The organism is Palleronia sediminis (genome assembly GCF_004358695.1).
Taxonomy (GTDB): Bacteria; Pseudomonadota; Alphaproteobacteria; order Rhodobacterales; family Rhodobacteraceae; genus Palleronia; species Palleronia sediminis.
Map to the genome: position 1 here is coordinate 64924 of NZ_SNAA01000015.1, position 14693 is coordinate 79616.

The following is a 14693-nucleotide window of genomic DNA, read 5'->3' on the forward strand; positions in this document are numbered from 1 at the left end:
ACACCAAGATAGTCCCTACGCGATTTTCGTCACGTTCGTTTCGCGCTAAGAGCCATGGCTATGACGAACCCGCGCGAAACCGCAATCGGCCCTGCCGCCGCACCGCCAGTTCCAGCCGCCCGCCTGAATGCCAGCGCGGGGGGCGAGAACTTTCCGGTGGCCTCGCGCCTGTTGCCAAGGGCCATACGCGGCAAGGTGGTCGCTTTCTACAACTTTGCCCGCGCCGCGGACGATGCCGCGGACGATGCCGCCGCCTCGCCCGAGGCGCGTCTCGCCCGGCTCGACGCGCTCGAACGGGGGCTCGTCCGGGGCGAGGGCGCGCCCGAGGGTGCGGCACTCCACCGCAGCCTCGCCGGGATGCCCGCGGCGCGTGCCGCCGCGCTGGACCTGCTGCCCGCGTTCCGGCGCGACGCCCGCGGGATCGCCTGCGCGGATTGGGACGACCTCATGGGATATTGCGCCCATTCCGCCGCGCCGGTCGGGCGGTTCCTGCTGATTGTGAACGATGCCGCGCACGCGGATGCCCAAGGCCCGTCGGACGCGCTATGCGCGGCATTGCAGGTGCTCAATCACCTGCAGGACATGGGCGACGACTGGACGTCGCTCGGCCGGCGCTACCTGCCGGGCGACTGGATGGCCGAGGCGGGGGCGCGCGATGCCGATCTTGCAGCGGCCGCCTCGACGCCGGCGCTCGCGCGGGTTCGGGCCCGCACGCTCGATGCCTGCGATGCGCTGCTGGCCGAGGCCGCGCCGCTGCCCGGCCGGATCGGCGCGCGGGGTCTGCGGATGCAGGCGGCAGCGACGCTGTGGCTCGCGCGGCGGCTCGCCCTGCGGCTGCGCAGGGGCGATCCGCTGGCCGGGCGTGTCGCGCTCGGCCGTGCCGATTTCGCGCGCGGCGCGCTGGCCGGGTTGAGGGTCGCGGCATGAGCTTTGCGCCTGCCACCGACGAGCCAGCCGATATCGCCGAGGTGCGCCGCGTCGTCATGGGCGCGCGGTCGAGCTTTGCCGCCGGGATGCGGGTGCTGCCCGCGCCGCGCCGCCGCGCCATCCATGCCGTCTATGCGTTTTGCCGCGCTGTCGACGACATCGCGGATGGCGACGCCCCCGGCGCGGACCGGGTCGAGGCGCGCGCGGCGCTTCTCGATCGGTGGGAGGGCGAGGTCGAGGCGTTGCGCGCCGACCGTCCCCGGACCGCCATCGGGGCCGAGATCGCCCGTGCCTCGGCGCGGTTCGACCTGCCGCGGGACGAGTTCGCGCTGATCCTCGGCGGGATGCGGATGGATTCGCAGGCCATCGTCGCCCCCGATGCCGAACTGCTCGAGCGCTATATCCGCCGTGTGGCGGGGGCCGCGGGGCTCTTGTCGATGCGCTGTTTCGGGGCATGGGTGGGCGATCCGTCGGAACGCTTTGCGCTGAACCTCGCGCGCGGGCTGCAACTGGTCAACATCATGCGCGACGTGGAACAGGATGCGGCCATGGGGCGGCTCTATATCCCCGCGCATATCCTGTCGCGCACCGGGCTGCCGGCCGATCCGGCGGGTGCGGCGGCCCATCCCGCGCTGGGCCGGGCCCGTGCCGCGCTGGGCGCCGAAGCGCGCGCGGCCTTTGCCCGCGCCTCAGCCGAGGTCGGCGCCCACCGCCGCCTGCCGCTTGCCCCGGCGCTGATGATGATGGGCCCCTACGAACGGCTCCTCGCCCGGTGGGAGCGCGACTGGAGCGTCGTTCCCCCCCGCCGCTCGGGCGCGGGAAAGATGGCCGATGCCCTGCGCGCGGCGCTGCGCCCCGCATGGTAGCCCTGCGCCGGGCCTACGTGATCGGCGCGGGGCTTGCCGGGCTCGCCGCGGCCGAACGCCTCTCGGCGCGCGGTGTCGCCGTCACCGTCTTCGAGGCGACGCCCAAGGCCGGCGGCCGCTGCCGCAGCTTTCGCGACGAGCGGCTCGGGCGGGTGATCGACAACGGCAACCACCTGATCCTCAGCGGCAACCGCGCCGTGCTGGACTATGCCGACCGGATCGGCGGCGGCCATCTGCTCGACATCGGGCGGGCCGCCTATCCGTTCCTCGACCTCGCGACGGGGCGGGGCTGGACCGTCGCGCCGGGGCGGGGACCGCTGGGCGCCTTGTCCAACGGGGCGCGGCCGCCGGATCTCGGGGCGGGGGCGATGCTGGCCGATCTCGCGCGACTGGTCGCGGCCGGTCCGGCGCGCAGCGTGACCGGCGCGGTGGGCGGCTCGCCCGCCTTTCCGACCTTTTGGGACCCGATGACGCGCGCCGTGCTGAACGAGCCGCCCGACACCGCCAGCGCCGCGCTGCTGCGTGCGGCGCTTCTGCGCAGTTTCGCGCGGGGGGCGGGTGCCGCGGCTCCCGTCTTTGCCCCCGAGGGGCTGGGCACGGCGCTGGTCGACCCGGCACTCGCCCTTCTCGCGCGGCGCGGGGTCGAGATGCGGATGCGCCACGCCGCCGAGGCATTGCAGGGCGACGACCGGCTGCGGACCCTGCGCATCGCGGGGGGCGAGATCGCGATGGGCGAGGGCGAGGCGGCGATCCTTGCCCTGCCGGCACGTCAGGCCGGCGGGCTGGTGCCGCACCTGCCCGTCCCTCGGGCGGGGCTGTCGATCCTCAACGCGCATTTCCGCACGGGCGATACCGAGCTTCCGCCGCTGCTGGCGCTGGTTCATGCCGATGCGCAATGGCTGTTCCGGCGCGGCGACGTGGTGTCGGTGACGGTCTCGGCCTTCGAGGCATCCGCGCTGGCGGAACTGCCGCGCGACGCGGCGCTCGCCCGGCTCTGGGGGGACGTGCGGCGCGCCGCCGCAGCCTTTGGCCCCCCCTTGCCCGAGGCGATGCCGCCCGCGCGGCTGCTGCGCGAGCGGGCCGCGACCTTTGATCAGACGGCGCGGGGCGCGCGCGGCCGCTCGGGGCCGGCAACGCCCTGGCCGAACCTCTTTCTCGCGGGCGATCACACGGCGACGGGCCTGCCCGCGACGATCGAGGGGGCGGTCCGCTCAGGCCTCGCGGCCGCCGACATGGCCCTGTCGCGCGGGGTCTGAGGCCCGCGCATCGAGCGGCCCGCGCCAGGCGCCGTAGATCACCGGGTTCCGCGCGATGAAATCGCGCAGCATCCCCGCGGGCGGCCAGACGCGGCCCGTCCCGACCGCCAGATGCGCGGCCAGCGTGCCCCACAGCGCTCCGGCGAGATTGGCCAGCGTGTCGGTCATCGTGTCGCTGTTGCCGCCCGCCTGAGCGTTGGTGCCGAACAGCGTGTCGAGCGTGAACTCGAGCACCTCCCACATCGCGCCGACCATCATCGCAAAGCCGAAGGCCAGCACCGACAGGATCCACAGCCCCGTGCGCGGCGTGGCCCCCGCCGTCGGCAAGAGCGCCAGCGCCATGCCCACCGCCGCCAGCACCGTGCCCGCCGATCCGTGCAGCGCGATATCCCACCACGGCAACTCCTCGTAGGTCTGAAGCGCCTCGCCCAGCAAGAGCGTCGCGGCGGCAAATCCCGTCACGATGACGATGAGCCGGCGCGGAAAGCGCAGCCCCGACACCGCCTCGAACAGTATCATCGACAGGCCGAACCCGGCGCAGACGAGCGCTAGCCCCAACTTGGGAAACGGCACGGCCAAAAGCGCGGCGGCAAGCCCCATCGCGCCGAGCGCGAGGGCAATGGGATAGATCGGTCGGCGGGAACGGTGCATCGGGCATCCAGCGGCAGGGCATTCGGGGGGGAACGCGCCCACCCCCATGCGGTTCGCCCCGTTCGGAAAAAGGCCGCGGACGCTCAACCCCCGCGCGGCGCGATGCGGGGCAGGAGCAGGTGTCGCGGATCGCCGAGGATCTCGGCATAGCGGGCGAGGAACCGCGCCGCATCGGCGCCGTTCAGCACGCGGTGGTCGTAGCTGAGATCGAGCGGGACCGTCGGGACGGGGGCGAACTCCGCGCCGTTCCAGACCGGGCGCAGTTCCGTACGGGTGAGCCCGAGGATCGCCAGTTCGGGCGGGTTGACGATGGGGGTGAAAGCCTCGCCGCCGATGCCGCCGAGGTTGGAGATCGTCATCGACGCGCCCCCCATCTCCTTCGACTTCAGTTTTCCGGACTGGGCGCGGGCGGCAAGGTCGCCGATCTCGGATGCGATCCGCCAGATGCCCTTGCGGTCCGCGTCGCGGATCACCGGCACCAGAAGCCCGCCGGGGGTGTCCACCGCGATCCCGACATGGACGTATTGCTTGACGACCAGCCGTTCGCCATCCGCGGTCAGCGATGCGTTGAAACGCGGAAACTCCACCAGGCACCGCGCGAGAACCTTGACGTGGAACGCCAGCGCCGTGAGCTTTACGCCGCGCGCGGCGGCCTCGGGTTTCATCCGGGCGCGCAGATCCTCGATCGCCTGCACGTTCGCCCGGTCGTGATGCGTCACCTGCGGGATCATCGCGTTGGCCGCGCCGAGGTTGGCGGCGGCGACCTGCGCGATCCGGTCCAGATCCTCGTGCTCTACCGGCCCGTAGGCCGCGTGATCGACCTCCCAATACCGGGCGTGATGGGATTGCGCGGGCGGTGCTCCGGCCATGGTCGCGCCGGTGCCGTCGCGATGCGCGACCACGTCCTCGCGGGCCAGATGCGTCCGCCCCGTGCTCTGGGCGAGCGTGTCGAGGTCGATCCCGGCGGCAAGCGCCATCTTGCGGGTCGAGGGAGAAGCCGTGACCATGTTCACCACTCCGCCGAGATGTATTGCGTTTCCATGAACTCGAGCATCCCCTCATGGCCGCCCTCGCGCCCGAGCCCCGATTGCTTGGTGCCGCCGAAGGGGGCCGCGGGGTCCGAGACGAGGCCGCGATTGAGCCCGACCATGCCGTAATCGAGCCGTTCGCAGACCTGCAATGCGCGTTTGAAATCGCCCGAGAACACGTAGGCGACGAGCCCGTATTCGGTATCGTTGGCCCGGCGCACCACATCGTCGGTCTCGGTGAACCGCTGGATCGCGGCTACCGGCCCGAAGATCTCGTCACCGACGCAATCGGCGGTTTCGGGCACATCGGCGAGCACCGTGGGCGGATAGAAGAACCCGCGCCCCGCAGGGCGGTCGCCGCCGCAGACGACCCGCGCGCCCTTGGCCACCGCATCCTCGACGAAGGCCGCGACCTTGTCGCGCGTATCCGCATTGACGAGGGGTCCGACATCGACCCCGTCTTCGCGTCCGTCACCCATCCTGAGCGCCGACATCGCCGCGGCGAGCTTGTCGACGAATGCATCATGTACCGCGTCGTGGATGTAGAACCGGTTGGCAGCGGTGCAGGCCTCGCCGAGATTGCGCATCTTGGCCTGCATGGCACCCTGCACCGCGAGGTCGAGATCGGCATCGTCGAAGACGATGAGCGGCGCGTTCCCGCCAAGCTCCATCGCCGGTTTCAACACTTGGTCCGCCGCGGAATGGAGCAACTTGCGCCCCACCCCGGTCGAGCCGGTAAAGGACACGACCCGAACCCTGGGATCGTGCAGCAGATGATCGACCAGCGCACCTGTCCGCCGCGACGGCAGCACGTTGACCAGCCCCCTCGGGACGCCCGCCTCTTCGAGGAGCGGCATCAGCGCCAGCATCGTCAACGGCGTCTCCGAGGCGGGTTTGATTATGACCGGACATCCCGCCGCGAGGGCCGGCGCGATCTTGCGGGTGCCCATTGCGGCGGGATAGTTCCAGGGCGTGACCAGCACGGCGATACCCGCGGGCTTGTGCTGGACCACGATGCGCGCGCCGGAGGCATGCGCATGCGCGATCATGCCATTGGCGCGCACGGCCTCTTCGGCGAACCAGCGAAAGAACTCGGCGGCGTAAGCGGCCTCGCCCATGGCATCGGCCCGCGCCTTGCCGTTCTCGAGCGTGATCAGCCGGGCAAAATCTTCCTGCCGGGCGATCATCAGCTCCCACGCGCGGCGCAACACCTCTGATCGGTCGCGCGGGCTGCGCCCGGCCCAGTCGGCAAAAGCGGCCTGCGCGGCGTCGAGGGCGGCATCGGCATCGGCGATCTCGGCCGAGGCGACCGAGGCGATGGTGGTCTCGTCCGCCGGATTGACGATGTCGAAGCGGTCGCCCCCGGCCCCGCCGCGCCAGGCGCCGTCGATATAGAGATCAGTTCTCAGGCGATTTTCGGTCCAGATGGCGTCATACATCGGTCATTCCTTTAAAATAGCTGCCGAAGCGGATCGGCGATCCGGTCCGCAAAGCCCGCGAGCAGACCGGTTGCGAGCGCTTCGTCCATGGTCTCGGGGTCGACGCTCAGCGACAGCACCAAATCGTCCCGGTCGCGTGACAGGGTCAGGGCGGGCAGGTTGGCCGTGCCGCCTTCGATTGCCGTCAGCCGGGTGGCGGTGAGGTCGCGCAGGATAAGCGTGGGGGGCGTCTCGGCATCGTCCCGGTCGTGCCCGTCGGGACGCGCAAGATCGGCGTCGTGCAGGCACCGCCCCTGGGGACGAAGCTCGATGGCGATACGCTCGGCCCCGGTCGTCTCCCGAAGTGCGCCGGAGGCCAACGCGGCCAGGATCGCCCCGCTCTCGGCACCCTCGCCCTCGGCCCAGCCGATCAGGGCGTCGAACCCGGCCGCCGGGGCGCGGGCGCTCAATCGCAACGTCGCGAGCTGCATCGCCGGTCGCGGGGCGGGCGCGGCCGCCTCGGGCCGGTCGAGATCGGCGGCGTGGAAGGGTTGGGCAAGGCCCGCCGCGACCAGCCGCGCCAGGTCGATGCCCCGCTCCTGCGCGAGCCGCCTGGCCTTGGGCGAGGCGAGAATGCGACCTCCGGCTTCGATCGGGGCGGGCGGCCGGGCGGGCTGCGAGGAAAGGTTGGGCGCCGCAGCCTGGGCAGGGGCCGCGGCCTGGGGTTCGGAAGCTGCGCCGCGCGAGACGGGGGCCTCGGGCCGCGTGCCGGATATGACGGCGATGGTCTCGCCCACCGGCACATCGTCGCCTGCCTCGGCAAGGATGGCGGCGACATAGCCGTCGCATTCGGCCGCGACCTCCATCGTCGCCTTGTCGGTTTCCACCTCGAACAGCGTGTCGCCTTCGCTTACGGAATCGCCCGCGGCCACGGCCCATCCTACGATACGCCCGGTATCCTGCGCCATGCCGAGCGCGGGCATGATGACCTTGCGCCCCTCGGGCACCGAGGCGGACATGTCGTCCGCCGCATCGTCCTCGGGCGGCGCGGTTTTGGCGGCGGGTGTGCCGGCGGTCTCGGCGATGCGCGCGATGATCTCACCAACGGGCACGCTGTCCCCCTCGGCCGCGCGCAGATCGATCAGGAATCCCGCGCCCTGGGCCTCGACCTCCATCGTGGCCTTGTCGGTCTCGACCTCGAACAGCGGATCGCCCTCGCGGACCTCGTCGCCCTCTTGTTTGAGCCAGGCGACCAGCACGCCCTTGTCCTGCGCCATGCCGAGCGCGGGCATGATGACGTCATGCGGCATGGAACATCTCTCCCCGGCAGAGACGGGCAGCGGCCTCGGCCACCTGGTCGGGGGTGGCCACGGTCAGATCCTCCAGCGCCGGGCTGAAGGGCACCGGCACGTCCATGGCGCCGAACCGCAGGACCGGGGCATCGAGATGGTAGAATGCCTTTTCCGAGATCCGCGCGGCGATCTCGGCCGTCACGCCGTAGCTGCGATGGCCCTCGTCCACCACGACTGCGCGCGAAGTCTTGCGCACGCTGTCCAGGATCGTCGCCTCGTCCAGCGGCACGATGGTGCGCGGGTCGATGACTTCGGCCGAGATACCCTGCGCCTCGAGAAGGCCCGCGGCCTTGAGGCAGACCTGCACCATGGAGGAGGTGCCGATCAGCGTGACATCGCGGCCCTCGCGCAGGATGTTGGCCTGTCCGAAGGGGAGGAGATACTCCTCTTCGGGCACAGGGGCCTTGTCCTGATACATCAGCTTGTCCTCGAAGATCACCACCGGGTTGTCATCCCGAATGGCGGTCTTGAGCAGACCCTTCGCCTCGTAGGCCGAAGATGGCAGCGCCACCCTGAGCCCCGGAATATGGGCCACCAGCGCATGAAGCGACTGTGAATGCTGCGCCGCTGAGCGGCGCGTGGCGCCCAGGTTGGTGCGCAATACCATCGGCACCTTGAGCTTGCCGCCCGACATGTAATGCGTCTTGGCCGCCTGGTTGCAAAGCTGGTCCATCACGAGGAACAGGAAATCGCCGAACATCAGGTCGACCAGCGGTCGGGTGCCGGTCATGGCCGCTCCCACCGCGAGCCCGACGAAGCCCGGTTCGGAAATCGGGGTGTCGATGACCCGCGACGTTCCGAATTCCTCGACCAGCCCCGAGGTGATCTTGAAGGGCGTTCCGGCCTCGGCCACGTCCTCGCCCATGAGGAAAACCGTTTCGTCGCGGCGCATCTCTTCGGCGATCGCCTCGTTCACGGCCTGAGACAGGGTGATTTCTCGCATCGTCTCTCTCCTCAGGCCAGGGCGTGTTCGGTGTCGGAATAGACGTGCATGTCCACCTCCGAGCCGTCGGGATAGGCGGAGTCCAGCGCATATTTCACCGCCGCCTCGGCATCCGCGCGCACCTCGTCATTGATCGCCACGAGATCGTCGGAGGACACGATGCCCTCGGATTGCAGCCAGGTGCCGAAACCGGTGATGGGGTCACGGGACTTCTTCCATTCGGCCTCCTCCTCCTTCGAGCGGTAATAGTCGCGGTTGATGTCGCCGACATGGTGGCCGTGATAGCGATAGGTCTTGAGCTCGATGAAGAACGGACCCTCGCCCTTGCGACAGCGCGCGACGAGATCCTGCGCAAGCCGGTTGACGGCCAGAACGTCCTGCCCGTCGATGCTGAAGCTTTCTATGCCGAAGGCCTCGGCGCGGGCGGTGATCGACCCGGCTGCGATTTCCTCGGTGCGGGTATATTCCGAATAGCCGTTGTTCTCGCAGGCATAGATGACCGGCAGCTTCCACAGGGCGGCCATGTTCATCACCTCGTACCACAGGCCCTGCGCCGTCGCGCCGTCCCCGAAGAAACACACCGTCACCTGCCCGTCGCCGAGCATCTTGTGGCTGAGCGCCGCGCCCGTCGCGATGCCCATCGACCCACCGACGATGGCGTTGGCACCGAGATTGCCGTTCGACTGGTCCGCGATGTGCATGGAGCCGCCCTTGCCGCGGCAATAGCCCTCGGCCTTGCCCAGAAGCTCGCAGAACATGGGCTTGAACTCGGCCCCCTTGGCGACGCAATGGCCGTGCCCGCGATGCGTCGAGGTGATATGGTCCTGGGGCGTCAGCGCCTCGCAGATGCCCACCGCCACGGCCTCCTGGCCGGAATACATATGCGTCAGGCCCGGCATCTTGGCGGACAGGTAAAGCTGGTTGGCCTGATCCTCGAAGGCGCGGATCCGCACCATCTGGCGATACATCCGCAGGTAGTCGTCCGTATTCGTCTTGGCCTTGGCCATCGTGCTCACTCCCGAAGGGGCGGCGCGCGGGCCGGCCTCCTTCCTTTCGTCGGACAATGTCCCGGCCGGCCTGCGCGCCGGTCGGAACGGCTCAGTAACGGTTGGCGATCGGCAGTTCCTCGGCCGGGAACAACGAGATAACCTCGCAGCCGGTATCGGTGACGACGACCTCTTCCTCGATCCGGGCGGCCGAATAGCCGTCGGCGGCGGGGCAATAGGTCTCGAGCGCAAAGACCATGCCGGTCTGGATCTCCATCGGGTTCTCCAGGCTGACCGCCCGGCTGATGATCGGACGCTCGTGGAGGGCGAGCCCCAACCCATGCCCGAATTGCAGCCCGAACGCGGCCAGTTCATTGGGGAAGCCGAGGCTTTCGGCGGTGGGCCAGAGCTTTGCCACCTGGTCGGTCGTCACGCCGGGCTTGATCGCCCCGATGGCGGCGTCGAGCCATTCGCGCGCCTTGACGTAGGCATCGACCTGCGCAGGGGTCGACCGGCCGATGTTGAAGGTCCGGTAGTAGCAGGTGCGATAGCCCTGGTAGGATTGCAGGATGTCGAAGAACGCCTGGTCGCCGGGGCGGAAATAGCGGTCGGTGAAATTATGCGGATGAGGGTTGCACCGCTCGCCCGAGATCGCGTTGATCGCCTCGACGTCGTCACTGCCCATCTCGTAGAGCATCTTGGTGCTCATCGCGACGATATCGTTCTCGCGGATGCCGGGTTTCAGCTCTTCGTAGATCATGTGATAGACGCCATCGACCATGCTTGCCGCCTGCGTCAAAAGCTGGATCTCGTCCCAGTTCTTTATCTCGCGCGCCGACAGCATGATCTGCTGGCCGTCCACGACATTGATTCCGACCTCCTGCAGGGCGTGGAACATGGCCGTCTCGGCATAATCGACGCCGACGGGCATGCCCTTCATTCCCGCATCCTCGATCAGGCCCGCGATCTCCTCGGCATATTTCTTCATCAGCCCGAAAGAGGGCGGGATCGTGCCGCGCATTCCGACCACGCCGGCGCGGCAATGATCGGGCACCAGCCAGTCGGCATATTTACGGTGATGCACGGCGGCCGAGCCGAAATCCCAGACATAGGGCGCGTCGTCGCCCGTCAGCAGGCAGAAACGGCACATCTTGTCCCGCTCCCATTCGCCGATCTTGGTGGCCGAGACGTAGCGGATATTGTTCACGTCGAACAGCAGAAGCGTTCCGCAATCGCTGGCCTTCAGCGCTTCGCGGGTGCGCGACAGCCGGTAGCGGCGCAGCCGGTCGTGATCGACGCGACGCTCGAAATCGACGCTGGTATGGCCCCAGGCGGGCAGACGCCCTTCCCAGCGCCAGTTCGGGTCGAGATCCTGCGGCTGCAGCACGTTCGGGGTCAGGGCGCGGTTCACATGGGTCATCTTGGGGTCTCTTTCAGGGCGGGTCCGGGTCGGGCCGGCACGGTCGGGCAGGGGGCGGCACCGCGGGCCAAGGGGTCCGCGGGCGGGGTCACTGGATGCACCAGCCGCCGTCGATATGGATCATCTGGCCGGTCATGTAGTCGCTGTCCCCGCTGGCCAGGAACGAGGCCGTGCCGACGATGTCGTCGGGGTAGGACACGCGCTTGATCTGAAGCGCATCGCGCACGATGTCGTCATAGGCCTGCCCCTCGCGTTGCTTGAATCCGATCTCGACGAGATCCTTGTCGAGCTGTTCCCATAGCGGCGTGACGACCACGCCCGGCGCATAGCCGTTGACGGTGATGTTGTGTTCGGACAGGGCGACGGCGCCGCAATGGGTCAGCGCGAGACATCCGTATTTCGAGGTGCAGTAGACGGTCACGTCGACCAGCGGCTTGCGCGAGGCGATACTGCCCACGTTGATGAGCTTGTAGGGATAGTCCTGCTTGCCCTGCGCAATCATCTGGCGCGCGGTTTCCTGCATCCCCAGCCACATCGCCTTGGTGTTCACGTTCATGATGAGGTCCCAGTTGTCCTCGTCGATATCCATGAAGAACCGGGGCTTGTTCAGGCCGGCGTTGAAGAGCCCGACATTGATCATGCCGAAGGCGTCCACCGTCGCGGCCACCGCGGCGGCGTTGTCGGCGCGCCTGGTGACGTCCATCCTGACCGCGATGGCCCGTCCGGCGCCCTTGTCGTTGATCGCCGAGGCAGACATTGGCCCCCTGGGCCGCGAAATGGGCGGCGTTGGCCGCACCCATGCCGCGCGCGGCGCCGGTGACGAGGATATTCTTGCCCTTCAGGCGATTGGGGTCCATCGGTCTTCCTCTCTCAGATGGTGTTCATCGCAGCCTCGGCGCGGATCTGGATCCGGGCCAGGGCCTCGCGCGGGGTGACGACCCGGCGCAGCATGTCGTGGAGTTCCTCGCCGCACGCCTGTATTATCGGCGTGATCGCGGGCACCGGGGGGCGTGGCCAGAACTGCAGCTCGTCGCGCCAGGACAGCGCGTCGACCACCTCGAAGATGGGGCTGAGCGCGCGCACTTCGGGATCGGCGCCGACGGAATAGCGCGGCTGGCTGCGCGATCCTTCCATCACCACCTGTTTCTGCGCGGCAGCCGAGGTAAAGACGATCAGCGCCTCGACAGCCGCCTCGCGTCGTTCAGGCGCGATATTTGCGGGAATGCCCAGCACGTAGCCGCCCACCGGTGCCACGTTCGGCGCCCCGGCGCCCGACGGATGGGGCAGGAACCCGGTGCGGCCATGCGCGGGCGAGCCGGGATCGCAGTCGAAATACGGCGCCAGCAGCGTGTAGCCATAGGCCATGCCGACGGTCCCCGCGGCATAGCGGCGGATGCGTTCGTACCAGCTCATCGACAGGATATCGGGCGGCGAGAAACGCAGAAGCTCCATGAGGTATTCGGCTGCCTCGAGCGCGCGGGGCTGGTCGAACATCGGGCGGCTGTGGCGGTCGGCGAGGCTCATCGCGCCAAAGCCGCCCGCGACCTTGGGCAGGTCGAGAACCGGCTGGCCGAACCCCGCGCAGGTCATCATGAACTGATGGCCGAGCGCGGTGCCACGCGCCGCGTTCCAGGCGATGCCGTATTGGCCCGCCTGCGGCCTGTGCAGCGCGGCGGCAGCCGCCAGCACCGCGTCGGCGGTGTCGGGCTGGGCCAGCCCGGCCTCGGCAAAAAGGTCCGTGCGCCAGAACAGGAGCTCGGGCGTGGTCTGGTTCGGCACGCCGTAAGGCCGCCCGCCCCAATGCGCGGCCTGCCAACCGGCGGTGTGGAAATCGGACGGGTCGAGCCGGTCGACCTCCATGATGGAATCGAGCGGCGAGAGCACGCCCTTGGTCGCGAACTCGCCGATCCAGGGCAGGTCCACCGCGATGATGTCATAACGGCTCGTCCTGCGCTGGGCGTCGCGCAACGCTTCCTCGCGCAGCCGGTCGATCGAGAAGGCCCGCTGGTGGATCGGGCAGCCGATCACCTGTTCGAACTGCCGCTTGAGGTTCGACATGGCGAGGAACGTGGGATCGCCATGCACGAGCACCCGCAACCCGCCGCCCAGCGTTATCGGCTGGGGCAGGGGCAGGACCGGGCCGATCACCTGGCTGGCGCGGTAGGAGCCTCCGAAATAGTAATCGGACGTCTCGTCGGCTTGACCCAGATGCTCGGCGGCTAGCCGCGGCAATCGCGCCGAGACCTGCCCGAAGAGGTCGATCAGCCGCGCCGAAGGGTGAAGCGTGTAGCTCTTGCCCGTTCGGGTGCGCGCACGTTGTTCGATCGTGCCGTCCGCGATCAGCTCGGCGAGGCGCCGCGTGCCGGTAGCATAGGGCACGTTCGAGGCCGAGACACAGGAAGACGGCGTGGCGCTGCGCCCGTCGAGATGGGCGGCCATCACGTGCGCGAGGATGCGGAAATGGGGGTGCGGCGCGCTCCGCCCGATGACGCCGTCGATCTCGGACAGCATCGCCTCGACAAAGCCGAGCGTGTCGCGCAGCCTCTCGTGACCGAACGCCCCGGCGGGGGCGGCCGCGGCTGAACTATGATGCGTGTCCTTCGGCATCTTGGGTGGCTTATCCATTTCGAATGTTTTTCGATCGGCCATGCGGCGCTCCGTTCAGAGTGGATATTGCGAGCGCCCCGGAATAGCGCGGTTATGTCCAGTTTGGATGATGCTCTATCCAGAATGGATATATTTCCCGTGCCGGGGATCGGCGTTTTCCCGCATGTTCGCCGAGATGCGGCCGGAACCGGACTCGACCACGGATCGCCGCATGAAACGTTCTTGGGAGGAACCGATATGAAAACCATTCTGACGGCGCTCGCGGCGAGCACCGCGCTGACCGGCGCCGCTTTCGCCGATAGCCATTCCGATACGATCACCGTGGGCATCACGCAGAACAACGTGGGCGTAGACAGCTATCAGACCACTTACGAGCAAGCCTTCATCGAGGCGGCCGAGGGCATGGAGAATGTAGAGGCGGTGATCCTCGATGCGGGCGGCGACGTGGCCCGGCAGATCGCGCAGATGCAGGATCTGATCCAGCAGCAGGTCGATGTCATCGTCATCTGGCCGACCAACGGCCAGGCCGTCGTGCCCGCCGTCCGAGCGGCCAACCAGGCCGGCATTCCGGTCGTCGTGACCAATTCCAACATCGCCGAAGAAGGTTTCGACTTCATCGCGTCATTTTCGGGGCCGAACAACATCCAGCAGGGCGCCTATTCGGCCGAGCTGATGTGCGAGGCGCTGGCCGAGGACGGTCAGGACCCCTCCGAGGCGACCGGCCAGATCGTCCAGATCTCGGGTCAGCCCGGATATACCACCGCGATCGAGCGGCAGGGCGGGTTCGAGGACAGGCTGGCCGAAGCCTGCCCCGGCGTCGAGATCATGGAGACCCAGCCCGGCGACTGGAACCGCGAAAAGTCGCAGCGCGTGATGGAGAATTTCCTGGTCAAGTACGACCGGATCGACGGCGTCTATTCGGGCGACGACAATATGGGTGTCGGTGCGCTGAACGCGGCCAAGGCGGCCGATCGCGTCGGCGATATCGCCTTTATCGGGGCCACCAATTTCGCGGTGGGCTACGAGGCGATGGCCGCCGGCGAGTATTACGGTTCGATCTACCAGTCGCCCGTGGACGACGCCCGGAATGCGCTCGATACGGCGGTCGCGGTCGCCAAGGGCGAGGAAGTTCCGTTCCTCAACTACTTCGAGACGCCCAAGATCACCCAGGAGAACATGGACGAGTTCACCAAGCCGGTCTTCTGATCGTCCGCGCTCCCGATGCGCGGCGATCCGTCG

Annotated in this window: 12 protein-coding genes and 1 pseudogene; 4 read left to right on the forward strand and 9 right to left on the reverse strand. The window is 68.6% G+C overall.

What is annotated here, in order from left to right:
• Positions 1-60: 60 nt before the first annotated feature.
• The 3 genes from E2L08_RS13040 to hpnE are packed head-to-tail and all read left to right on the forward strand — an operon-like array spanning position 61 to position 3049.
• Positions 61-927 (forward strand): squalene/phytoene synthase family protein, encoded by an 867-nt coding sequence (locus E2L08_RS13040; RefSeq protein ID WP_133397533.1) that lies wholly within the window; start codon positions 61-63, stop codon positions 925-927.
• Positions 924-1793, forward strand: coding sequence for a squalene/phytoene synthase family protein (locus E2L08_RS13045; RefSeq protein ID WP_133397534.1), 870 nt, complete (start codon positions 924-926; stop codon positions 1791-1793). The genes E2L08_RS13040 and E2L08_RS13045 overlap by 4 nt, the downstream gene beginning before the upstream one ends.
• Complete coding sequence (gene hpnE, locus E2L08_RS13050; protein WP_168771148.1) at positions 1787-3049, forward strand: hydroxysqualene dehydroxylase HpnE; 1263 nt, start codon at positions 1787-1789, stop codon at positions 3047-3049. The genes E2L08_RS13045 and hpnE overlap by 7 nt, the downstream gene beginning before the upstream one ends.
• Here the strand turns inward: hpnE and E2L08_RS13055 are convergent.
• From E2L08_RS13055 to E2L08_RS13095, 9 genes and pseudogenes are all read right to left on the reverse strand, one after another.
• Positions 3005-3700: a DUF2238 domain-containing protein gene (locus E2L08_RS13055; protein ID WP_133397535.1), complete on the reverse strand. Its 696-nt coding sequence runs from the start codon at positions 3698-3700 to the stop codon at positions 3005-3007. The genes hpnE and E2L08_RS13055 overlap by 45 nt on opposite strands.
• Positions 3701-3783: 83 nt before the next feature.
• Positions 3784-4707, reverse strand: a complete 924-nt coding sequence (locus tag E2L08_RS13060; protein WP_133397536.1) for a 2-oxo acid dehydrogenase subunit E2 — start codon at positions 4705-4707, stop codon at positions 3784-3786.
• A 2-nt stretch (positions 4708-4709) separates the two neighbouring features.
• On the reverse strand, positions 4710-6167 hold the full coding sequence (locus E2L08_RS13065; protein WP_133397537.1) for an NAD-dependent succinate-semialdehyde dehydrogenase: 1458 nt from the start codon (positions 6165-6167) through the stop codon (positions 4710-4712).
• A gap of 11 nt (positions 6168-6178) precedes the next feature.
• A complete protein-coding gene (locus E2L08_RS13070) occupies positions 6179-7456 on the reverse strand; it encodes a biotin/lipoyl-containing protein (RefSeq protein WP_133397538.1) in 1278 nt (425 codons plus the stop codon).
• Positions 7446-8441 (reverse strand): alpha-ketoacid dehydrogenase subunit beta, encoded by a 996-nt coding sequence (locus E2L08_RS13075; protein ID WP_133397539.1) that lies wholly within the window; start codon positions 8439-8441, stop codon positions 7446-7448. Before E2L08_RS13075 ends, E2L08_RS13070 begins: the two co-directional genes overlap by 11 nt.
• 11 nt (positions 8442-8452) lie before the next feature.
• Positions 8453-9448 carry a thiamine pyrophosphate-dependent dehydrogenase E1 component subunit alpha gene (locus E2L08_RS13080; RefSeq protein ID WP_133397540.1) on the reverse strand — a complete coding sequence of 332 codons (996 nt, stop codon included), beginning with the start codon at positions 9446-9448 and terminating at the stop codon, positions 8453-8455.
• Positions 9449-9539: 91 nt separating this feature from the next.
• Positions 9540-10838, reverse strand: coding sequence for a M24 family metallopeptidase (locus E2L08_RS13085; protein WP_133397567.1), 1299 nt, complete (start codon positions 10836-10838; stop codon positions 9540-9542).
• 97 nt (positions 10839-10935) lie between these two features.
• A pseudogene (locus tag E2L08_RS13090) lies at positions 10936-11704 on the reverse strand (SDR family NAD(P)-dependent oxidoreductase).
• A 13-nt stretch (positions 11705-11717) separates the two neighbouring features.
• Entirely contained in the window at positions 11718-13454 is a 1737-nt protein-coding gene (locus tag E2L08_RS13095) for an extracellular solute-binding protein (protein WP_240758233.1), read from the reverse strand.
• 237 nt (positions 13455-13691) lie between these two features.
• On the opposite strand from E2L08_RS13095, the gene E2L08_RS13100 reads away from it, so the two are divergent.
• On the forward strand, positions 13692-14660 hold the full coding sequence (locus E2L08_RS13100; RefSeq protein ID WP_133397542.1) for a sugar ABC transporter substrate-binding protein: 969 nt from the start codon (positions 13692-13694) through the stop codon (positions 14658-14660).
• Positions 14661-14693: the final 33 nt, after the last annotated feature.

Bases quoted from the DNA above. Each gene is read 5' to 3' on its own strand.
- E2L08_RS13040 (WP_133397533.1), top strand. From the start codon at position 61: ATGACGAACCCGCGCGAAACCGCAATCGGCCCTGCCGCCGCACCGCCA.
- E2L08_RS13045 (WP_133397534.1), top strand. From the start codon at position 924: ATGAGCTTTGCGCCTGCCACCGACGAGCCAGCCGATATCGCCGAGGTG.
- hpnE (WP_168771148.1), top strand. From the start codon at position 1,787: ATGGTAGCCCTGCGCCGGGCCTACGTGATCGGCGCGGGGCTTGCCGGG.
- E2L08_RS13055 (WP_133397535.1), bottom strand. From the start codon at position 3,700: ATGCACCGTTCCCGCCGACCGATCTATCCCATTGCCCTCGCGCTCGGC.
- E2L08_RS13060 (WP_133397536.1), bottom strand. From the start codon at position 4,707: ATGGTCACGGCTTCTCCCTCGACCCGCAAGATGGCGCTTGCCGCCGGG.
- E2L08_RS13065 (WP_133397537.1), bottom strand. From the start codon at position 6,167: ATGTATGACGCCATCTGGACCGAAAATCGCCTGAGAACTGATCTCTAT.
- E2L08_RS13070 (WP_133397538.1), bottom strand. From the start codon at position 7,456: ATGCCGCATGACGTCATCATGCCCGCGCTCGGCATGGCGCAGGACAAG.
- E2L08_RS13075 (WP_133397539.1), bottom strand. From the start codon at position 8,441: ATGCGAGAAATCACCCTGTCTCAGGCCGTGAACGAGGCGATCGCCGAA.
- E2L08_RS13080 (WP_133397540.1), bottom strand. From the start codon at position 9,448: ATGGCCAAGGCCAAGACGAATACGGACGACTACCTGCGGATGTATCGC.
- E2L08_RS13095 (WP_240758233.1), bottom strand. From the start codon at position 13,454: ATGCCGAAGGACACGCATCATAGTTCAGCCGCGGCCGCCCCCGCCGGG.
- E2L08_RS13100 (WP_133397542.1), top strand. From the start codon at position 13,692: ATGAAAACCATTCTGACGGCGCTCGCGGCGAGCACCGCGCTGACCGGC.